This is a genomic window from Paraburkholderia unamae, assembly GCF_003096875.1.
Classification (GTDB): Bacteria; Pseudomonadota; Gammaproteobacteria; order Burkholderiales; family Burkholderiaceae; genus Paraburkholderia; species Paraburkholderia unamae.
In genome coordinates this window covers 1-21,479 of the sequence record NZ_QEOB01000008.1, presented here as the reverse complement: position 1 = coordinate 21,479, position 21,479 = coordinate 1, and the positions used below count along the sequence as shown (strand labels likewise).

The window sequence follows — 21,479 nt, the reverse complement described above, 5'->3', positions numbered from 1 at the left end:
TCGTTTTCTAAATTAGTTTTCATCTGGAGTGTGCCGCAACTTAAAACATGCGTTTCGATGGGGCACCGATAATGCCTTCCAGTTTCAGGACTGCGAGGAACGCAAGATGCAAAAGCCCATGTCGATCGAACTCGTCAATGAATACGGCCGGCACTCGGTCTGCGTGAAAGTCAACGGTCAGATCGCGCTGCTCGACGCCGCCGACGTGGACGGCCTCATCGAGGAGCTCAGCAAGCTGCGCGCGGCCATGCACCCGGCGGTGCCCGAGCAACCGCTGCGCACGCATCAATACGTGCTGGAAATCGATCCGTGCTGGTACACGGAACGCAATCCGCTCTTCGACGGCGCCGTGGTGTTCCTGCGCCATACCGGCCTTGGCTGGGCCGGTTTCGCCATTCCAACCGAAAGCGTGCATCGGCTAAAGGCAGCGCTCACGGCGCATGAAGCCGCCGCGCAACACGACGCGCAAATCTACGCGCACGCGTTGCCCAACTGAGCGCGTAGCCCGCGCAACACCCTCTTCTCACCCGGCCACGCATGCAGCGTGCGCGAGGCGACGCCGCTTTCCCGCGGCGTCGAAGCCCGCGCTCGTCCGCGTGCCGGCGCCACCGCAAGGACCATCGCTTATGAACCAGCTCCAAGCCATGCGCGTTTTCACGCGCGTTGTCGATCTGAGCAGCTTCAGCCTTGCCGGCAAGCAGCTCGGCATGTCGGCCGCCGCTGTGACGCGCAGCGTCGGCATGCTCGAAGCACATCTGAACATGCGCCTCCTGAATCGGTCCACACGCAGCCTTTCGCTAACCGAAGCCGGACGCCTCTATCTGGACGGCTGCCGCGCCGTGATCGAAAAGCTCGACGAAGTCGAATCGGAACTCGTACGCGCCACGCGCGACCCGAGCGGCGTGCTGCGCATCGCCGCGCCCGCCGTGTTCGCGAGCTCCGGGCTGCCCGCCGTGCTCGGCGCCTACCGCGCGATCAACCCGCGCGTGGAGTTCGACATCACGGCCTACGACACGCACATCGACCTGATCGAAGGCGGCTTCGACGTCTGCTTCGCCACCGACCGCCAGAGCGTGAACGCCTCGCTCGTGAGCCGCAAGCTCACCTCGGTCAAGGAGATACTCGTGGCGACGCCCGCCTGGCTCGCGCGTCATGGCGTGCCGCGCACGCCGGGCGAACTCGGGGAACACGGCCTGCTCGCCATTTCCGATTCGCCGCGCGCCTGGGAATTTTCGAACACCGAGGGCGTGCAGCGTGTGAGCGTGAACGGCCCGATGACGGCCAACGGCTACGCCACGGTGCGCGCCGCCGCCCTCGCCGACATGGGCATCGCGCTGCTGCCGCTGCCGCTCGTCGCCGACGATCTCGCGCGCGGCGCGCTGCTGCCCGTGCTCAACGCGTTCGACGTCAATGGCGGTGTGCAGCACATCTCGATCGTCTATTCCGGCCGCAACTATCTCACGATGAAGATCCGCAGCTTCATCGACTTCGCCGTCGAGCAGTTCCGCGCGGGCGCGGCACAGCACATGACCTACGCCGCGCCCGCGCCGCTGCGCGCGGTTGCGTGATCGCGCGCGTTTTCCGCGCTGTTGCAAGCTCTTTTCGTCACGACGCCTGGAAGGCCATGCCCAGAATATTGACCATTGAAGACGACGCCATTACCGAGCAAAGCGTCGTGCCCACGCTCGCTTCGACCGGTTTCACCGTCGACGTCGCCCGCTCCGGCCGCGAAGGCATCGCGATGGTGATGGCAGGCGACTACGACGTCGTCGCGCTCGAACGACGCCTGCCCGATCTCGACGGCCTCACGATCGTCACCACCATGCGCGGCGTAGGCATCGAAACGCCCGTGATCGTGATGAGCTCGACCACGGGCGTCGAGGAACGCATCCAGGGCCTGCGCGCCGGTTGCGACGACTACCTCACGCGTCCGTTCTCGATCGACGAGATGTCCGCGCGCGTGGAAGCGCTCGTGCGCCGCCGCACCCGCCCCGCCACCACCGAAACCGTGCTGCACGTCGGGCCGCTCGAATTCGATCTCGTCAAGCGTCGGCTCACCTGTCGCGACAAGGTGCTGCGCGTGCGGCCCACGGAGCTGCGCGTGCTCGAATTCATGATGCGTCATGCCGGGCAGGTGCTCACGCGCACGATGATCTTCGAAGGCGTGTGGGGCGGGCGCTTCGACCCCGGCACCAATCTCGTGGACGTGCACGTGGGACGCCTGCGCAACCGCGTGGACATGCCCGGCCAGCCCTCGCTCATTCGCACGATACGCGGCTCGGGTTATCTGCTCGGTTGACGTAAAACGCAGTACTGCGGATATGCCATTCTTCCGTCATCATTTCGCAGTCCTTTTTATTGAATTAGTACGACTCGCACTTAAATATTCTTTCATTTGTATGGCTCCCGGATGTTAGGACGCGCCCGACACAATACCGGCGTCGGCTGCACCCAACGTGGCGCGCAGCCGGCGCCGATGTTCTGAACGGAGCCCCTTCTGATGCTGAAAATCGTCCGGCTGGCCTTGAACCGACCGTATACGTTCATCGTGCTGGCCCTCTTGATCCTGATAGCCGGCCCGCTCGCAGCGTTACGCACGCCAACCGATATCTTTCCCGACATCCGCATTCCCGTCATCAGTGTCGTGTGGAACTACGCGGGCTTGCAGCCCGACGACATGGCGGGCCGCGTTGTCAGCTATTACGAGCGCACGCTCGGCACGACCGTCAACGACGTGGCGCATATCGAGTCGCAATCGTTTCGCGGCTTTGGCGTCGTGAAGATCTTCTTCCAGCCCACGGTCGATATCCGCACGGCCACCGCGCAGGTCACCTCGGTCTCGCAAACGGTGCTCAAGCAGATGCCGCCCGGCACCACGCCACCACAGATTCTCAACTACAACGCCTCCACAGTGCCGGTGTTGCAACTCGCGCTCACGAGCAATACGCTCGACGAGCAGAAGCTTGCCGACTACGCCACCAACTTCATTCGCCCGCAGTTGCTTTCGGTGGCGGGTGTGGCGATTCCCACGCCCTATGGCGGCAAGGTGCGCGAAGTGCAGATCGACCTCGATCCGCAGGCGCTGCAAGCGAAGAAACTCTCGGCGCAGGACGTGGCGAACGCGCTCGCGCAACAGAACCAGATCATTCCCGCGGGCACGCAGAAGATCGGCCGCTTCGAATACAACGTGCGGCTGAACAACAGCCCGCTCACGATCGATCAGATCAACGCCCTGCCCATCAAGACGGTGGACGGCGCGGTGATCTACATGCGCGACGTCGCCCACGTGCGCGACGGCTACCCGCCGCAGACCAACATCGTGCGCGTGGACGGCCACCGCGCCGTGCTCATGAGCATCATGAAGAACGGTTCGGCTTCGACGCTCGACATCATCGCCGGCGTGAAGGCGAAGCTGCCGCTCATCGAGCAGTCGCTGCCGCCGGGCCTGAAGCTCGTCGCGCTCTCCGACCAGTCGGTGTTCGTGAAAGGCGCGGTGAGCGGCGTGGCGCGCGAAGGCCTGATCGCCGCTGCACTGACCTCGGCCATGATCCTGCTCTTTCTCGGCAGCTGGCGCTCCACGCTCATTATCGCGGCCTCGATTCCGCTCGCCGTGCTCGCCGCGATTGCGGGGCTCGCCGCATGCGGTGAAACCCTCAACGTGATGACACTCGGCGGTCTCGCGCTCGCGGTGGGGATACTGGTGGACGACGCCACCGTCACGATCGAAAACATCAACTGGCACCTGGAACAGGGCAAGGACGTACGCAGCGCGATCCTCGACGGCGCTGCGCAGATCGTCGCGCCTGCGCTCGTTTCGCTGCTTTGCATCTGTATCGTGTTCGTGCCGATGCTGCTGCTGGACGGCATCGCGCGCTTCCTGTTCGTGCCGATGGCCGAAGCCGTGATCTTCGCGATGGTCGCCTCGTTCGTGCTCTCGCGCACCTTCGTGCCGATGATGGCGCGCTATCTGCTCAAGCCGCACGCTTCGCAAGGTCATGCCTCGGGCGAACTGGCCGCGGTGATGGCGCCGCATGGCGCGCACGACCATGCGCCGCGTTCGCGCAATCCGCTCGTGCGCTTCCAGCGCGGCTTCGAGCACCGCTTCGAGCAGGTGCGCGCGGGCTATCGCGTGGTGCTCGGCCTCGCGCTCACGAACCGGCGCCGCTTCGTCGTGGGCTTTCTTGCCGTGGTCGCGCTCTCGTTCGCACTCACGCCGTTCCTGGGCCGCAACTTCTTCCCCAATATCGACTCCGGCGAGATCGCGCTGCACGTGCGCGCGCCGATCGGCACACGCGTGGAAGAGACCGCCGACCTGTTCGATCACATCGAGGACACCGTTCGCGAAGCCATTCCACGCGATCAGCTCGATAACGTGATCGACAATATCGGACTGCCAAATAGCGGTATCAACCTCACGTATAACAACAGCGGCACAATCGGGCCGCAGGACGGCGACATCCTCATCTCGCTGGCGAAGTCGCATGCCCCCACGGCGCAATACGTGCGCGAGTTGCGCACGGAGCTGCCGCGCCGCTTTCCCGGCACGACGTTCTCGTTCCTGCCGGCCGACATCGTGAGCCAGATCCTCAACTTCGGCGCGCCCGCGCCGATCGACGTGCAGGTGAGCGGTCCCAACCAGGCCGCGAACAAGGTCTACGCAAACGAACTGCTGCACAAGATGAGCCGCATTCCCGGCATTGCCGACCCGCGCATCCAGCAGGCTTCGACCTATCCGCAACTCACGGTTGCCGTGGACCGCTCGCGCGCCGACGAACTCGGCATCACCGAGCAGGACGTGACGAATTCGGTGGTGGCCAGCCTGTCGGGCACGAGCCAGGTGTCGCCCACTTACTGGCTCAATCCGAACAACGGCGTGTCCTATCCGATCGTCGCGCAAACGCCGCAGTACCGCATGACCACGCTCTCCGACCTGCAAAACCTGCCGGTGACGGGCAAAAGCGGCGGCTCGCAGATTCTTGGCGGCATCGCCACAATTACGCGCGGCGTGAGCGACGCGGTGGTTTCGCACTACAACATCGAGCCGCTTTACGACATCTACGCGACCACGCAGGGCCTCGATCTGGGCGCGGTGTCCTCGCAGATCAACAAGGTGATCCACGCCACCGCGAAGGATCTGCCCAAGGGCTCCACGGTCACGATGCGCGGCCAGGTGCAAACGATGAACAGCGCATTCACCGGCCTGCTGCTCGGCCTCGCGGGCGCGGTGCTGCTCATCTATTTGCTGATCGTCGTGAACTTCCACTCGTGGAGCGATGCGTTCGTGATCGTGAGCGCCCTGCCCGCGGCGCTCGCGGGCATCGTCTGGATGCTCTTCACCACGCACACGCCGCTTTCGGTGCCGGCGCTCACCGGAGCGATTCTCTGCATGGGTGTGGCGACGGCGAACAGCATTCTCGTGGTGTCGTTTGCACGCGAGCGGCTGGCCGCCACCGGCGACGCCATGCGCGCCGCGCTCGAAGCGGGCTTCACGCGCTTTCGCCCCGTGCTCATGACCGCGCTCGCCATGATCATCGGCATGGCGCCGATGGCGCTCGGCATGGGCGACGGCGGCGAGCAGAACGCGCCGCTCGGGCGCGCCGTGATCGGCGGCCTGATCTGCGCGACCTGTGCCACGCTGCTGTTCGTTCCCGTGGTGTTCAGCCTCGTGCACAGGCGCGACAACGGCCATCGCGACGATAGTAAGCATACCGAATCATCCACGGAACACACCGCCCTCGAAACGGGAGAATCCCATGTCCACTGAAGTCGACATCGCCTCGCCGCAGCCGCTGCGTCACCTCAAATCCGCTGCTGCCGTCGCGCTGATGGTGGCGGCCGGCATCGTGTCCGGTGGCGTATTCAGCCGCGTGCACGCGCACCAGGAACTCGCCACGTGGACCGACGCGCAGGCCATTCCCACCGTCGCCACCGTGTTGCCGCAGGCGAGCCCAGCTTCGGAGCCGCTCGTGCTGCCCGGCCGCCTCGCCGCTTATATCAACGCGCCGATCTATGCGCGCGTTTCCGGCTACCTGCATGCGTGGTACGCCGATATCGGCACGCACGTCAAGGCGGGCCAGTTGCTCGGCGTGATCGACACGCCCGACCTCGATCAGCAGCTTCAACAAGCGCGCGCCGACCTGCAAAACTCGGTGGCCAACGAGAAGCTCGCCGCCACCACGGCAAAGCGCTGGACCGAGATGCTCAAGCAGGACTCGGTTTCGCAGCAGGAAGCCGACGAAAAGACGTCCGACCTGATCGCGAAGCAGGCCACCGTTGAAGCGAACGAGGCCAACGTGCGGCGCCTGGAAGCGCTCGAATCGTTCAAGCGCCTCACGGCCCCGTTCGACGGCGTCGTCACCGCGCGCAAGACCGACGTGGGCGCGTTGATCGACGCGGGCAGCGGCAGCGGCCCCGAGCTGTTCACCGTGTCCGACGCGAGCCAGTTGCGCGTATACGTGAGCGTGCCGCAGAGCGACGCCGCCTCGATCAAGGCGGGCATGCACGCCACGCTCACCGTGCCCGAGCGCCCCGGCATCAAGTTCGACGCGAAGCTCGTGGACACCGACCAGTCGATCTCGCCGGCCTCGGGCACGATGCTCGTGCAGCTCGCCGTCGACAACAAGCAGGGCATGCTCTTCCCCGGCGAATACACCGAAGTCCATCTCGCGATGCCGGGCGACGCGCACGCGCTCTTCGTGCCCGCGAGCACGCTGATCTTCCGCGCGCACGGCATGCAGGTGGCCGTGGCGGACGCGAACCGTCACGTCCAGTTGCGCGACGTGACGATCGGCACCGATCTCGGCACGCGCGTGGAAATCACGTCGGGGCTGCATGCAGGCGAGCGCGTGATCGACAATCCGCCGGATTCGCTCGCGAGCGGCGACCTCGTGCGGCTCGCCTCGGCCAACGCACCGGGCGCGCCGGGTGCGCAATCCACGCAGACGGCGGCGGTGCACGACGCGGAGCGTGCGCATGGTTAAGCGGTCCATGCATACGCACACGTTGCGCGCCGTAGCGCTGGCAGCGGCGCTCGTGCTCTCGGCATGCTCGTTCGCGCCCACCTATCACGCGCCCGCCACGGCTATTCCGACGCACTTCAAGGAGGCGGGCGACTGGCAAACGGCGCAGCCCTCCGACCACATGCCGCGCGACGGCTGGTGGCGCACCTTCGACGACCCCGTGTTGAACCAGCTCGAACCGCAGGTCGCGAAGGCCAACCCGGATATCGCCGCCGCGCTCGCGCGCCATGACGAAGCCGATGCGCTCGTCGCGCAGGCGCGCTCGGCGTTGCTGCCGACCATTGGCGCCGAGGCGAATGTCTCGCGCGTGCGCCAGTCGGCGCTGCGCCCGCTACGCGGCTCGGGCCAGCCGAACGTGTACGACTCGAACACGCTCGACGTGGGCATTGGCTACGACCTCGACCTGTGGGGCAAGGTGCGCAACGAGGTCAAGGCGGGCGAAGCGTCGAGCACGGCGAGCGAAGCCGATATCGCCTCATTGCAACTGAGCCTGCAAGCGAAGCTCGCGACCACCTGGTTCGATCTGCTCGGGCTCGACCAGCAGTCGAAGCTGCTCGACGACACCATCGCCGCCTATCGCCATGCGCTGGAGCTGACCGAGAGTCGGCATCGCGGCGGCATTGCCTCGTCGCTCGACGTCTCGCGCGCGCAAACGCAACTCGCCTCGGCCCAGGCCGCCGCCGATGACGTGAGCGCGCGCCGCGCGCTCTACGAGCATGCCATCGCGACGCTCGTGGGCGTGCCGGCCTCGCAGTTCAACGTCGCGCCCGACACGCTGCGCCCGCATCTGCCGAATCTGCCTGCCGGGCTGCCCTCGGCGCTGTTGCAGCGGCGGCCCGACATCGCCGCGGCGGAGCGGCGCGTGGCCGCCGCCAACGCGCAGATCGGCGTGGCGAAGGCGGCGTACTTCCCCGATCTCTCGCTCGGGCTCGACGGCGGCTTCCAGAGCGACACGTTCTCGCCGTGGATCGTCGCGCCCAACGAGATGTGGTCGATCGGCCCCACGCTCATGATGACGATCTTCGACGGAGGCCGCCGCACCGCGATCGTGCACGGCGCGCAGGCGAAGCTCGCCGAGAACGGGGCGCAGTACAAGGCCACGGTGCTCAACGCGTTCCAGCAGGTCGAGGACAACCTCGCGCTGCTGCATCATCTCGGCGACGAAGCGCAGCGCGAAGACGAGGCGCTTACGGCCGCGCAAAGCACGCTCACGCTCTCCATGTCGCGCTACCGTGACGGCGTGGTGAGTTACCTCGACGTGGTGACGGCGCAGACCACCGAACTCTCCACGCAGATCGCCTCGCTCGAACTGGACACGCGGCGGCTGGACGCCACCGTGGGCCTCATACAGGCGATTGGCGGCGGCTGGAGCACGCAGGACCTGTACAAGGAGCACAAGGACAAGGCGGCCTCCTGATCGCCTTGTCGAGCGCCTCACGAACCCCGCCTTCGCGCGGGGTTTTTCTTTTCGCCGAATCCTCGCAGTTCGATAAACATTTCTTCATCGTCCTGCATCGGGTTCGATATGCTGACCTAACTATTCTTCTCATACCGGGATGCGACACATCGCATTCGCTAACCGGCTCACCAATGTCATTACCGGAGGAATAGTCACATGAAGGCTCTCATGATCATCGCCGCGCTCGCCGGCGCCGTCACCGCCACGTCCGCTTTCGCGCAAAGCACCGCAACGGCCGCCGGGTCGCTGACCAGCCAGCCCGCCGCGGCCACGCAGGTCGCGTCGAACAACACGGCGCCCACCGTCGCGCCTGGCAGTTGGGTACCCCCTTATGGGGAACCGGTGCATGAGAAGACGCGCGCCGAGGTGTATCACGAACTCGTGCAGGCCGAGCAGGATGGCCAGCTCGCCTACCTGAACTCAACGCTCTACGCGCACTGAGCACGCCGCACGTGGCGTCTGGCCGGGCGCATCCGAAGACTGACAGGCCAACAAGGCAGGTAACCAACGGCACGCCGCGCGCGTGCCGTTGGTTCGTTTGACGTATGCAAACCGCTGCATCCAACCGGCGATAGGTAACCGGTTCCCACAAACGGTTACCTCGGAGCGACGATCAGTCCGGGGTGGCAATCGTCAGTTGATAGCCGTAGCGGCTGATGGTCTCGATGCGCGTTTCGATCGCCTCGCGTTCGAGCTTGCGACGCAGGCGCGAGACGACGAGATTCACGGTCGAGGCATCGATCTCGTCCTTCTCGGGCCACGCGTAGCGGATCATCTGGTCGCGCGGCACCGGTGTATTGGCCTGGCGCAGCAGGCACTCGACCAGCAGGTACTCGCGGCGCGTGAGTTCGGCGCGGCGTTCCCCCTCCACGATCTCCCGCGTGCCCGCATCGAGTTGCGGGACGTTCTGGGGCGGCTGGGAGCCGCTCGCGGGCGCCACGGGTGCCATACCCTGCACCCCGCCGCCGCACGCCGCCGTGGTGCGCAACAACGCGAGCAGGCGCTCATGCATTTCGATGAACGAGAACGGATAGCGAAAGCACGCGTCGGCGCCCATGCGCAGCAGCTTCGAGCGCTCGCTCGCGCTCGCCTCGATGCCGAGCACGGCGACGAGGGTCGCGCCGCCCGTCACGTCCACGAGTCCGGGAAGGATGCCGTGGAGCGTAGGCAGCAGCGTGCCATCGAGCGCCATGACGATCACCGCGTCGAACGGCTCCTCGCCCGCGACGAACAGGCCATCGCGCAGGTCGTCGGCGCGTTGCAGGCTATGGGCGCTTTCCTGCAACGCCTTTTGCAGCCACGCGCCCTCGGCGTGAGGCGGGGCAATCAGAAGTATGCGCATGACCTCGTGGTCCGGTCGATCAACAGGGGGAGCTTCAGGAACGCCTTACGCGAGCGAGCGCGGCCAGCACTCCACGCTCATGCGCGTGCCGGGGCCGCCCTCACCGCCATCACCGCCCTCGTTGCCTGCGCCATGCTGCGCGGCGCGCGTGAGATCGCGCGCGTCGTCGATACGCAGCGTGAAATCGTGCACGCGCATCACGGCCGCCACGACGGAAAGCCCGAGGCCCGAGCCCGCGATATGGCGCACCGTGTCGCCGCGATAGAAGCGTTGCAGCACGGCCGCGCGCTCGCCGGGCGCGATGCCCGGACCGTTGTCGGCCACCTCGAGCAGCGGGCCGAGCGGCGTGGAGCGCAGCGTGATGCTCACCACGCCGCCTTGCGGCGCGAACTTGATGGCGTTGTCGATGAGGTTGTTGAACGCCTCGAACAGCAGCGCGCGGTCGCCATGAATTTCGGCGACGGGCTCGGCCGCGATGCGCCATTCGAGGTCGCGGCTTTCAGCCAGCGGTTCGTAGAGTTCGGCGAGTTCCTGCACGAGCTGGTAAAGGTCGACGATCGCGAAGCCGCCGCGGCGCTGCAACGTGCCGATCTCGGAGATGCGCAGCATCGCCCGGAAGCGTTCGAGCAACTGGCCGGTTTCGGTGCGCGCGCGCTCCATGAGCGCCGCGCCCTCGCCGTCGGCGCGCACGCTTTCGCGTTCGGCCACGCGCGCAAGCAGCGTATGCAGATGCACGAGCGGCGTGCGCAGGTCGTGCGCGATGCCGTCGCACGCGCCCTTCACTTCGCCCATCAGGCGCTCGACTTCGTCGAGCATGTGATTCACGAGGTGGGCGAGCATGTCGAGTTCGTCGTCGCCGCCCACGGGCAAACGCCGGTCGAGATCGCCACGCGCGATGCATTCGGTCACACGGCGAATCTCGCGCACGCGCCGGATCTGGCGCATGCCGAGCACGAGCCCGCTCGCGACGGCCGCGAGCAGCGCCACCGCCGCGCCCGCGATCAGCGTGCGCACCACGATCTTGCGGATGCGCAGCACGCTCGTCATGTCGCGCGCGACGATAAGGTGCATGCCGCTCGGCCGCACTTCACCCATTGCGCGCACCACGGGCGATACGTCGCGGTCGAGCAGCTTCATGGTATGGGCGTGCGTGCTGCCTTCGCGCGTATAGGTGAGGTGCGGCGGAGGCTCGAGCAGGTCGCCCGCAACATAACGGCCGTCGGCCGTAAAGAGACCGCAATAGTTGACGTGCATGCGCTCGTGTTCGAGCCGCTGATAGATCGCCTCGGGTAGCTGCGCATCGGGAATCGAATCGAAATAGATGAGCTGCCAGGCCATGATGGAGTCGGCGTCGCGCTCGATCGTGGCGCTCGCGGTCCACGCAATGAAGCCGACCAGCAGGGTGAGAACGATGCCGAACAGCGCGGTGTAGACGCACAGCCAGCGAAACGTCGTGGTATGCCAGCGCCGTCGGAACTGCGAAGGCGCGGCGGAGGAAGGACGGTTCGACAAAGCGGTTTATCCGAGAATGTAGCCGGAGCCGCGCACGGTCTGGATGAGCGGCGGCACGCCCGGCGGATCGATTTTCTTGCGCAGGCGGCCCATGTGCACGTCGATCAGGTTGGTGCCCGGATCGAAGTGGTAGCCCCATACCGCTTCGAACAGCATCGTGCGGGTGATGGTCTTGCCCGCGTGGCGCATCATGAATTCGAGCACGCGATACTCGGTGGGCAGCAGCGCGACTTCTTCGCCGTCGCGGCGCACCTTGCGTGAAATGAGGTCGAGTTCGAGGGGACCGACGCTCAGCGCCGTCTCGCGCGCGACGCTCGCGGCCTGGCGGCGGCGCAGCAGGACTTCGAGGCGAGCGGTGAGTTCTTCGGGGTCGAAGGGCTTGGTGAGGTAGTCGTCACCGCCCGCGCGCAGGCCGCGCACACGCTCGTCCACGTCGCCGAGCGCGCTCAGCATGAGCACCGGGGTCTGTATGCCGACCGTGCGCATGGCCGTGAGAATCGAGAGGCCGTCCACGCCCGGCAGCATGCGGTCGAGCGTGATGGCGTCGTATTCGTCGCTCATCGCGCGCGCCATGCCGTCGCGGCCGTTATCGACCCATTCGACGGCGAAGCCGCGCTGCGTCAGCTCGCTGACGATCTCGCTGGCTGTGACAGCGTCGTCCTCCACCGTCAAAACGCGCACCTGACTCATCTTCCTCGCACTCCGTCGCGCCGGCGGCACGACTCTTCAAGAGCCTCAAGTTTACCGTCGCACTCACTCCACGCCGCGATTCCTTTCATGAAATTAAGTTTAAGTTTGCAACGGCAATACAGCCCCGCGCAGCGGGGGCTTTGGTGCTTACGCGCGCATTACACCGACTTATGCCGACTTACACCGGTGTCTGGCAGGGGCCGGAACGCTCGCCGGGCGCCTCGCGTGCATACAGGTCGAGCTGATAGCCGTAGCGGTTGACCGTCTCGATGCGCGCGTGCGCGCCATGCGCCTCCAGCTTGCGCCGCAGGCGCGACACGACGAGGTTCACGCTCGAAGGCTCGACGTCGCCCTTCTCGGGCCACGCATAGCGGATCAACTGTTCGCGCGCGACCGGCGCGCCCGTGTGACGCAGCAGGCATTCAACCAGCAGATATTCCCGCGTGGTGAGAGGAACACGGTGCGCGCCTTCCACGAGGTCGCGCGTGAGCGGATCGAGGCGCACGAGCGGCGTGCCCGCGTGGACGAGCGCGCCGCGGCGCAGCGCGAGCATGCGCTCCTGGATTTCGAGGATCGACCACGGCTGCACGAAGCACGCGTCGGCGCCCGCGCGCAACAGGCGCGCGCAGTCGGCGGGCGTGGCGCGTGTGAGCGCGACGACGATCGCGGGCGCGTCGGGCAGCCCGGCCAAGGTCGCAAGCGCGGCGCCGATGCCGGCATGGGCGTCGGGGCCCGCCGCGCACAGGAAGGCCGTGTCGAACGGCTCGTGCGCGGCGAGATAGACCGCGTAGTCGAGATTATCGGCAACCTCGACGCTGTTCAGGCTCTCGCTCAACGCCTTGTAGAGATAGTGTCGCTCGGTGTCGGAGGACGAACACAGCAGGACTCGCATCGGTGACGCGCCCCGCTCAGGCGCGATGCGTCCAGCAGTCGATCGACATGATCGCTCCCGGATGCGCGTCGCCAATGGCGAGGCGATAGTCATGCAGGCGCACGATCGCCGCAACGATGCCGAGTCCGAGGCCCGTGCCCGGCAGGTGGCGGGTGCGCTCGCCGCGATAGAAGCGGGCGAGCACCGCGGCGCGCTCGCCGGGCGCAATGCCGGGGCCGTTATCGGACACGACGAACTGGGCGCCGGTCTCACTGGCGCCCAGTTCGACACGCCGCAGTTCGACATGCACTTCGCCGCCATGCGGCGCGAACTTGATGGCATTGTCGAGCAGATTGCTGAACGCTTCGAAAAGCAACGCGCGATCGGCGTGTATCGGCGGCGCCTGCGCCACAACGACGTGCAGGGAGACGGCCTTTTCCTCGGCAAGCGGCGCATAGAGATCGCCGAGTTCGTGCACGAGTTCGGGCAGCGCGACGTGCTCGAAGCCGCTGCGGCGATCGATTGCGCCGATTTCCGAAATGCGCAGGAGTGCAGAGAAACGATTGAGCACCGCGTCAGCTTCCTCGCGCGCCGCGACGAGCACGCCCGCAATGCCCGGCTCGCCGCGACGCGCCACCGTGTCGGCGGCGTGCGAGAGGCGCAGACGCAACCGCGTGAGCGGCGTGCGCAGGTCGTGCGCGATGCCGTCGCACGCGCCCTTCACCTCGCCCATCAGGCGCTCGACTTCGTCGAGCATGCGGTTCACGAGATGCGCGAGCATGTCCAGTTCGTCACGCCCGGCCACAGGCAGCCGCATCGCGAGGTCGCCGCTTGCGATGCGGCCCGTCGCGCGCTTGATCTGCGCAACGCGCCGGATCTGCCGCATGCTCAGCACGAGGCCGGCGCACAGGCTGCCGGCGAGGCATAGCAGCCCGCCGCCGATCAGCGCCTTCATCAGTTCACCGTGGACATGGCGCACGTCGGTGAGCGTGCGCGCCACAACGAGACGCGCGCCGTCGGCGCGAATCTCGGCCATGGCCCGCAGCGGCGGGCGGGGCGCACCAAGATCGAGCAACAGCGTCTGGCCGGTCGTATGTTCGTGCGAGCGCCCATAGCGGCCCAGCGCGAGACCCGTGGGCATGACGCGGATGTCGCCTGCCAGCCAGCGGCCGTCCGGCGCGAACAAGCCATAGAAGTTCTCGCGCCGGTTCGGGCGGGTGAGGCGCGTGTCGATCGCGTTGACGAGCGCGGCGTCGTCACGCGAGTCGAAATAGCGCAGTTGCCAGCGCAGGCCGCTGTCGGTTTCCCGCAGCATCGCGCGAGTCACGGAGTATTCGATCACGCCAAGCAAGGCCATGAAGGCCAGCGAGAAGATGGCCGCATAGGCGGTGAACCAGCGAAACGTGGTGGTCTGCCAGTGGTCGCGGGCGAACTCCCGTGTGTCCGGCGCCGCGCGCGCCGACGCCGGGACGAACAAGCCGCGTCCTGCCGTGACCCAGCCCGGCAGGTTCATGACGCGCCTCGCGCGCGCAACGTCGGCATGCGTGAGGCAGCACTACGTGCGCGCGCCGCGATCTCGTTGACTGACATGGCTACCCCCGATGGCAAGGAATGGTCTGCCCGACGGCGAACCGACGAGCGCCAGTGCACCCGTGCCCGGCAATCATAGTGGGGCGCTCCCGACACAACGGCATCACGACGATGAAGAGCGGGTCATCTTCTTACCGGTGGTTAACGCGCACCTGTCAGCTTGTCAATGGGGATGAACGCGAAGAGGCGCGCGGCAGGTTCATCGCACAGATGAACCATCTTTCATGCCGCTGAGTTCGATCCGGCGCGGTCACCTTCTTATTCTCGAATCCGCTGTCATTCGAAGTCGGCGTGCTTGCACGCCTTTCATGTCGTTGCGGGTTCATCAAAAGGAGAGTCGATCGTGAAGTCATGGCTGAAGTTCGCATGGGTACCGTTTGTGGGAGCGTTGAGCGTCAGCGCGTTTGCCGCGCCGCATCTCACGCCACAGGAATGCCATAGCTACCCGTTCGTCAAGGAGACACATGAGGTCACTCATGCAGACCTCATGAGGGAACTCAAGGAGCTCGAAGCGGTGGGCTATGAGCCGCACGCCGAGGACGAAAACTATCCCGCCGATATCGAGGCCGCCCAGCAGCGTCTCGCGGCCGTCTACCGCAGCGATTGCTCGCCCCAGCACACGGCGGCGGCCGCAAACTTGCCGGCTGGCGAGGATTAAGGTTGCGTCGTGCGCGCGTCCCAGGTCACCGCTGGCTTTTTGTGCAGTGCGCCTTTGTGTGGTCGTTCAGTGGCGACCTTTGAGCGCTCCCATATTCGGTGACCTGCGATGGGTAACCGGGTATGGGGGAAGCAAGCTCGCGTTGCCCGCTTTTTCCAGGCTCAGGTATCGAACGACCATGAGGCCGGGTGCTGATGCTACCTTTGCCAAGCGGGTTGCAGGCGGCTGGGATCTGCATCGTGGTGGGAAGTCGTTCCCATAACCGGTTACCGTTTCAGCACGTTTTTTCCCATAACTGGAACCCTTCGATGGAGTTTTTCAAATAAATCATCGGGTTATCCGGTTTACTGAATCTGTCACATGAGAGCGTACATGCTTTGGTGACAAGCTATGGTGTCCGGAAAGCCTTGCTCTGTCGCGAAGGTAGCCAGTAATGGGACCACGGAGGTTGGTGACCACTTACATGCGTTAAGGTCCCCGGTTTTGGGAGACGTCTTTCTCATCGGACGCGTGTTTCAGTGTTTACCTTTTACGCTTTAACAACTTTAGTAAACCTTTAGGAGACTGAATCCCTTACCTGGCAAGGCTTTGCGGCCGGTTTGGTGGTGGGTTATGGGATTTGTGGTACCGGGTATGGGAGCTCGGGGTTGTGGATATGGGGCTTCGGTAGCCGGGCATGGGGTTTACGGGTTGTGGATATGGGGAGAAGGTCTCTCGCTATGGGAAAACCGGCAATTTCGCGCTCAGGTAGTCGGTTATGGGAGTCACTCAGGGTCACGCTTTATGGGAGCGTTTGGCGACGCGAAGGCTCTCCCGAGCGGCGGACTGCGGTAATCAGGTCACGCTTTATGGGAATTCCGTTTGGTAGCCGGATATGGTGGTTTTCACGGTGAGGGGAGAATAGGTCCCAACTTCCGTTGATGTGTGCTTCCTTTGAGAGCTTTGACCATGGGGACCGTGCCGAATCTTGGGTAACTGGTTATGGGATGCTGCTTTGGTCACCGGTTATGGTGTCCAATCTTGAGCGCCGTCTCCCGGGAGAACGCGGTTGGCTATCGTGAGGTACCCAGTTATGGGAAACGCTTCAGGTCACCCGTTATGGGTGCTGAAGGTGGTCACGTGGACCGATGAAGCGGGATTCGGGATCGAGCTGAACGACACGCTGTAAAGCCCCATAAACGGTAACCTATTGGCGCTTTTTTAGAAAGTGAGCACTCACATTCTTCGTTGAGGTTACCGGTTATGGGATCAATTCAAAGGCCTGGCGGTACTTTGGTAACCGGGTATGGGATCCTTCGCCCTACTCGCTGAGACCGGTGTTTCAAGGTTCCAAAGCGTCGACGCTCCCTTGGGCTCTCTGCGGCTGTCAATCTTTTTGCGTCCGGGTGTCGTGTCGCATCACGATTGTGCTTGCGGCCTTGAGTCACCTGGTCGGTTGGTATACAGTTACCAACCGACCAGGTTCCCTTTCAACGTGGGTCATATGGCAAGAAAAAAGGCCGACGCCGGCGACGCCGACAAACAAGGTGCACTCTTATTCCAGCAAGGCCAGCCGCCTGATCTGTTCCGCAAGGCCGTCCCGGCGATTCATATCGCACCGAAGTCCGGGTCGATCAGCTTGCAGCAGCGCAAGATGTTCAGTTCGCTCATCAAGAACGCCATTCGCCAGGATTCCCTTGAATCCGGCCGCTCGTCGTTTGAGATCACGATTTCCGCCCTTTCGCAGGACGTCGATCTGAACAGCAACAACACCGAGTACGTCAAGGAAACGATCAACTCGCTCATCAGCACGGTCGTCAACTGGGACTATCTCACGCAGGACAAGCGCAGCATCTGGAAGGCTTCCGGTCTGCTCGCGGGCGCGGAACTCGAACGTTCGGTGCTGCGCTATACCTTCTCCGAGCAGATCCGCGGCGAGCTGCTCAACCCTGAAATTTACGCGATGATCGACATGCGCATCACGCGGCAATTCAGGAAAGCGCATTCACTCGCCCTCTGGGAGAACGTCGTTCGCTACGAAGCCGTGGGCGTGACTGCACGGTTTCCGCTCGCGACATTACGTGACCTGATCCTCGGACAGGACACCTCGGCGCAGTCGTACAAGCTGTACAAGCAGTTCAAGAGCCGTGTGCTGGTGCCGTGCATCAAGGAGGTCAATGAGATTTCCGATCACACGTTCGAGCTCATCGAGCACAAGGTCGGACGCTCCGTCGTCGCTCTGCAATTTCGCGTGGCCCGCAAGCCGGAGACCGATCCGTCTCAGGAGATGCGGGCAAACGATACGCTGCTGATCGGCGAGATGTCGAAGTTCAGCATTCCGGTTTCCGAGGCGCGGCGCCTGCTCAAGCAGTACGGCGACGAAAAAATTCGTACGGCGGTGGCCTATACGGCGGCGCGCGTCGCGCAGAAAAACGCGGCGCCGCTCGCGAACGTTGCCGCGTATTTCCGCAAGGCGCTGATGCAGGGTTACCAGTTGCCCGGCGCGAACACGCCAGGCGCTGCCGCGGATGCGGGCCGCGCGCGCGAAAGCCAGGATCAGGTCAAGGATCGGTACATCGCGGCGAAGATCAACGAAGCGCGTGCGTACTTCAATGAACTCGAGTACGACGACCAGACTGCGCTGATCAAGCGCTATAACGAAACGGTCGGGATGGACAAGCTCAAGGTCTCGACGGCGAAGGTGCCGAGCAAGATGGCATCGACCAACTTCTTCCGTTGGGTGGTGCTCGACACCTGGGGCCAACCGACTGCCGCCGACTTGCTCGAATTCCTCCTGAGCGGTCAGCAGGCGCCGGCGGGCGGTGACGGTCTGGGCGCAGGGGATGTTGAACTGGCTTTGAAGATGCGAGACGAGTGAAGTAGTTGGACGTAAGGTAAGAAGGCGGCTTAGGCCGCCTTTTTTTTCGAGTGCCGCTGCGTGGGTTCGGGCAGTGGGAATTCGCTGGTGAATTTGGCTAAATATAAAAATCAAGAGATCGTAGCTAAATTTGATTTTCTGGATTTTGCGATTTCGTCGTCATTTCCCGATCAGGGCGCTTTGTCCCGGAGGTAGTCCTTGGGGCACTCAGATGCACCTTCGATCGCTAGCCATTTGCCCTTCGACTCGGTGACGATGCGCGCGACATGTGCTGCGATCTCCACGTGGAGATTCAATCGATCATGTCGCGCCACGGGATGGCTGATGGCTTGCCGCACATCTTGCCAATTGATGATGGCGTTCGCCATTTCGATGCATGGACTTCGAGGTGCCTTCGGCTCGCAATGTGAAGAATTCGAGCACCGACTTTCCGTGGCAGACAGACTGCTCGCTTCAAATCCTCGACTTGCGGCCCCGCCAAGATTGACCAATCGACTGAGAACTCCGCGAATCTCCACGTGGAGACTCGTGACTCGCGAGCGCATACGCGCCGGCCTCAATCTCCTAGACGTCTGTGTCTTGTCCCGCTGACCGGTGCGACCAGAAATCAGAATCTCCACGTGGAGAACGTCGCGTAGGCCATTCGCCCAATAGTCTGTGGGCTTTACGCTTGCGCCGATCGCAATTGCCGCATCTACCGTGAGCAATCGTCGCGCGAGTATCAAACGCCCGTGCAACGATTGGACCGACGCAGTGTATGTGGAAGCAGCCGCAGCCTCTCCTGAGATCACCACGCGATCTCCACGTGGAGACTCACGTCTCTCCATCCTCACTCGAACGAAAATCGCGTGTTTCCCGCAGATCACGACAGTGTTCCACATCGCCAAAACCTTGTCCGTTTAGCTATTTGGTTGTGATCTGGCAACGCGCGAGACGGAAATCCTAGAATTTACTTTAAGTAGCCGTTAGACTCCCGAATGACTTGCTGGAGTCTCCACGTGGAGAGTGCCCCGGGAGGCGATCCGCCGTTGAACATTGCATGGAGAATCGAATGGGACTCGTGATAGCCGTAGCGAACCAAAAGGGTGGGGTTGGCAAAACCACCACCAGCATGAATCTGGCTGGTGCATTTCAGTCGGAGGGCTACAAAGTCTATGTGGCCGACGCCGACGGCCAGCAATCATGCATGAGCTGGTGCGCGGCAGCCGGTCCCGAAACACCTCTACCGTTCCGCGTTGGCAGCATCCATAAGCTTGAAAAGATGATTGGCCCGGAGATTGCCGCACTGGCCAACGACTACGATGTCGTCATCGTCGACTGTCCGCCTAATATTAACGATCTCACGACGGCGCGCGTGCTCGCCGTGGCCGACGCCACCGTCATCCCAACCGACGCATCGCCGATCGACATCTGGAGTAGCGAAGGGATGATGGAACTGGTCGAGCGCACCCGTATTGCCAATCCTGCTGGAAAATTTGCAATTTTGCTGAATAAGGCTAATTCGAAGACGCTCTTGCACACGCAGATGAGCGCCATCCTCGCCGAGAGCAACGTCCACGTGTTTACGTCCACTATCAAGCAGCGCGAGCTCTATCGCCAAACGGCGGCGTTGGGTCGCACCGTTTTCGACGTGCGCGGTATTCGCGGGGCAAAAGTCGCAAAGGACGAGGTCAGCGCGCTCTACAACGAGATCATCGCGTTGGTTCAGGAAGTGGAAGAGGAGGCAGTCGATGGCCGCTAAGCTCAATTTCACCAGCAAGGTCCGCGCGGGGATGGCGGCGGAACGCGTTTCGGCCGGTGAGCGTCTCGCCGAGGCCGATGTCGTGAATATCGCGCAGCGCGACGCCGGGGCGGCAAGCCCTGAGGCCCCGCCGGCTCCCGAACCCGTTGAAAGCAGCGACGCGCTGCTGACTTTGCATGCGGTTCGGAAAATTCCCGTCGAAGACGTCGTCTCCAATCCGTACAATCCGCGCGCGTTCTACAGCGCCGAGACGATCGACGAGCTGGCCGAGAGCTTTGCCGCGCAAGGGCAGATCACGCCAATCCTCGTCACGAAACTCGCGGCGTTCCCTGGCCAGTATGTCATCGTCGACGGCGAGCGACGGATTCGCGCCGCCCGCTCGCGCGGCGACAAGTACATCGATGCCGATGTCCGCGAAGGCCTCGACAATCAAAACCTGTATCTGCGCGCCTACCACGCCAACAAGGAGCGCGAGGAGCAGACGGTCTTCGATGACGCGCTCGCGTGGAAGAAACTGCTCGACGATCGCGTCTATGTCGATCAGGTCGAACTGGGTGTGGCCGTAGGCGAGGACCCGAAGCACATCAGCAAGGTGATTGCGCTTACGTCGCTGCCGCCGTATCTGCTTCAGCGGATGGCGCAGAACCGCAAGGAGATTGGGCTCGGACATGCCTACAACATCAAGCTGATCTTCGATCGGGCAGGTGCGAGCGTCGCCGAGCATTGGCTCCAGCAGGTGATCGAAGGGAAGGCGAGCGTGCGCAAGCTCGAAGCGGCGGCTTCGGCCGAAGCGGGCGCGCGTCGCGTCGGGCCGCGCCGCACGCATTACCAGTCGCGCGTCCAGTTCAATCGTCCCGATGGCGTTGCGTTGGGCGAGCTGAAATTGTTTGGCGACGGCCGCGCGGAATTGAGCCTGAAGGGCATCACGCCAGTGGATCAGCAGCGCCTGGCTGAGCGCGTGAAGGCCGTCGTCGAGCAGTGGGCCTCCGAAATGGACACATCCGACGCGGCTTGATCGATTCTCGTGTGCGGTGCCTGTAAGAGCGGGGCAGGGCGTCGTCGGACGCCCTTTTTTATCGATCCGCGGCTGCGTTTACGGCGAAAGTGGCGCAGCAGGGTCGAATCCGTGAAACAAGGCCCACCAAATTGAACGAAAGCATTAATCTATTCAAATCAATAGGTTATATTTCGTTTCCTAGAATGTTTCACGATGACGAGTGCCCGGATGAGGGTTGAAACACGCTTTTTGTGGCGTTTGGCTTGAGCTCGCTGGCGTTCCGAATAAATCGTATTAAACAATACGTAAGTTGTAGTTCGTTTCGGCCAACCTGATTCAGGCAATTGACAAGCCCACAACGCCAGGTCATTCTTAACGAGATGAACTGCCGCCTTTTCTCGATTGCGCTGATTATTCGCACCATTCAACGAATGGTGGGTTAGCGCACGTTTGGCAGCAGCGACAACAACCCGCCCCACGAGGCGGGTTTTTTGTTTCCGCCTCCTGGTCAAAACGAAAGTCTGTACAGGAGCCGTCATGCAGGTGCACCAAAGCCGTCCCGCCGCCCAGGCAAAAGAAACCACCGAGACCCGACCGGACGAGAACGGCTATCTCAGGAAGATCCTCACGGCGCGCGTGTACGATGCGGCCCGCGAGACCGAACTCGAACGCGCCCCGAACCTCTCGGCGCGCCTGCGCAACGCCGTGTTCCTCAAGCGCGAGGACAACCAGCCGGTGTTCTC

General features: G+C 63.7%; 18 protein-coding genes and 1 pseudogene. 12 read left to right on the top strand and 7 right to left on the bottom strand.

Annotated features, from left to right (window positions below; genetic code table 11):
• Positions 1–106: 106 nt before the first annotated feature.
• From C7402_RS17655 to C7402_RS17625, 7 genes are all read left to right on the top strand, one after another.
• Positions 107–496 carry a hypothetical protein gene (locus tag C7402_RS17655; protein ID WP_112177319.1) on the top strand — a complete coding sequence of 130 codons (390 nt, stop codon included), beginning with the start codon at positions 107–109 and terminating at the stop codon, positions 494–496.
• A gap of 130 nt (positions 497–626) precedes the next feature.
• Complete coding sequence (locus C7402_RS17650; protein WP_112177320.1) at positions 627–1,568, top strand: LysR family transcriptional regulator; 942 nt, start codon at positions 627–629, stop codon at positions 1,566–1,568.
• A 56-nt stretch (positions 1,569–1,624) separates the two neighbouring features.
• Positions 1,625–2,299, top strand: coding sequence for a response regulator transcription factor (locus C7402_RS17645; RefSeq protein ID WP_112177341.1), 675 nt, complete (start codon positions 1,625–1,627; stop codon positions 2,297–2,299).
• Between the two features lie 201 nt (positions 2,300–2,500).
• Complete coding sequence (locus tag C7402_RS17640; protein ID WP_116611464.1) at positions 2,501–5,764, top strand: efflux RND transporter permease subunit; 3,264 nt, start codon at positions 2,501–2,503, stop codon at positions 5,762–5,764.
• Complete coding sequence (locus C7402_RS17635) at positions 5,754–6,980, top strand: efflux RND transporter periplasmic adaptor subunit (protein ID WP_112177322.1); 1,227 nt, start codon at positions 5,754–5,756, stop codon at positions 6,978–6,980. Before C7402_RS17640 ends, C7402_RS17635 begins: the two co-directional genes overlap by 11 nt.
• Entirely contained in the window at positions 6,973–8,436 is a 1,464-nt protein-coding gene (locus C7402_RS17630) for an efflux transporter outer membrane subunit (RefSeq protein ID WP_372460493.1), read from the top strand. Before C7402_RS17635 ends, C7402_RS17630 begins: the two co-directional genes overlap by 8 nt.
• A 198-nt stretch (positions 8,437–8,634) precedes the next feature.
• Positions 8,635–8,919, top strand: coding sequence for a DUF4148 domain-containing protein (locus C7402_RS17625; protein ID WP_116611462.1), 285 nt, complete (start codon positions 8,635–8,637; stop codon positions 8,917–8,919).
• A gap of 172 nt (positions 8,920–9,091) precedes the next feature.
• Here C7402_RS17625 and C7402_RS17620 read toward each other — a convergent pair whose 3' ends face one another.
• The 5 genes from C7402_RS17620 to C7402_RS17600 all read right to left on the bottom strand — a co-directional run bounded on the left by C7402_RS17620 (position 9,092) and on the right by C7402_RS17600 (position 14,406).
• Complete coding sequence (locus C7402_RS17620; RefSeq protein ID WP_116611461.1) at positions 9,092–9,820, bottom strand: response regulator transcription factor; 729 nt, start codon at positions 9,818–9,820, stop codon at positions 9,092–9,094.
• A 45-nt stretch (positions 9,821–9,865) separates the two neighbouring features.
• Positions 9,866–11,332 carry a sensor histidine kinase gene (locus C7402_RS17615; RefSeq protein WP_116611460.1) on the bottom strand — a complete coding sequence of 489 codons (1,467 nt, stop codon included), beginning with the start codon at positions 11,330–11,332 and terminating at the stop codon, positions 9,866–9,868.
• Between the two features lie 6 nt (positions 11,333–11,338).
• The gene (locus C7402_RS17610) at positions 11,339–12,013 is read right to left on the bottom strand and encodes a response regulator transcription factor (RefSeq protein ID WP_181565804.1); all 675 of its coding nucleotides are present in this window, start codon (positions 12,011–12,013) and stop codon (positions 11,339–11,341) included.
• Positions 12,014–12,200: 187 nt separating this feature from the next.
• The gene (locus C7402_RS17605) at positions 12,201–12,914 is read right to left on the bottom strand and encodes a winged helix-turn-helix transcriptional regulator (protein ID WP_116611459.1); all 714 of its coding nucleotides are present in this window, start codon (positions 12,912–12,914) and stop codon (positions 12,201–12,203) included.
• 16 nt (positions 12,915–12,930) lie between these two features.
• Positions 12,931–14,406 carry a sensor histidine kinase gene (locus tag C7402_RS17600; RefSeq protein WP_116611458.1) on the bottom strand — a complete coding sequence of 492 codons (1,476 nt, stop codon included), beginning with the start codon at positions 14,404–14,406 and terminating at the stop codon, positions 12,931–12,933.
• Positions 14,407–14,826: 420 nt separating this feature from the next.
• Between C7402_RS17600 and C7402_RS17595 the strand changes: the two genes are divergently transcribed.
• Complete coding sequence (locus C7402_RS17595) at positions 14,827–15,141, top strand: DUF4148 domain-containing protein (protein WP_224043734.1); 315 nt, start codon at positions 14,827–14,829, stop codon at positions 15,139–15,141.
• A gap of 1,483 nt (positions 15,142–16,624) precedes the next feature.
• On the top strand, positions 16,625–17,998 hold the full coding sequence (locus C7402_RS17590) for a replication initiation protein (RefSeq protein ID WP_116611457.1): 1,374 nt from the start codon (positions 16,625–16,627) through the stop codon (positions 17,996–17,998).
• A gap of 170 nt (positions 17,999–18,168) precedes the next feature.
• Here the strand turns inward: C7402_RS17590 and C7402_RS17585 are convergent, their stop codons facing one another.
• On the bottom strand, positions 18,169–18,366 hold the full coding sequence (locus C7402_RS17585; protein ID WP_116611456.1) for a type 2 periplasmic-binding domain-containing protein: 198 nt from the start codon (positions 18,364–18,366) through the stop codon (positions 18,169–18,171).
• A gap of 683 nt (positions 18,367–19,049) precedes the next feature.
• On the opposite strand from C7402_RS17585, the gene parA reads away from it, so the two are divergent.
• Entirely contained in the window at positions 19,050–19,739 is a 690-nt protein-coding gene (gene parA, locus C7402_RS17580) for a ParA family partition ATPase (protein ID WP_116611455.1), read from the top strand.
• On the top strand, positions 19,729–20,754 hold the full coding sequence (locus C7402_RS17575) for a ParB/RepB/Spo0J family partition protein (protein ID WP_116611454.1): 1,026 nt from the start codon (positions 19,729–19,731) through the stop codon (positions 20,752–20,754). The genes parA and C7402_RS17575 overlap by 11 nt, the downstream gene beginning before the upstream one ends.
• 158 nt (positions 20,755–20,912) lie before the next feature.
• Here the strand turns inward: C7402_RS17575 and C7402_RS47415 are convergent, their stop codons facing one another.
• On the bottom strand, positions 20,913–21,275 hold the full coding sequence (locus C7402_RS47415; protein ID WP_208948951.1) for a hypothetical protein: 363 nt from the start codon (positions 21,273–21,275) through the stop codon (positions 20,913–20,915).
• Between C7402_RS47415 and C7402_RS17570 the strand changes: the two are divergent.
• Positions 21,274–21,479: pseudogene (locus C7402_RS17570) on the top strand (threonine ammonia-lyase, biosynthetic); the annotation flags it as partial. The gene C7402_RS47415 and the pseudogene C7402_RS17570 sit on opposite strands and share 2 nt — an antisense overlap.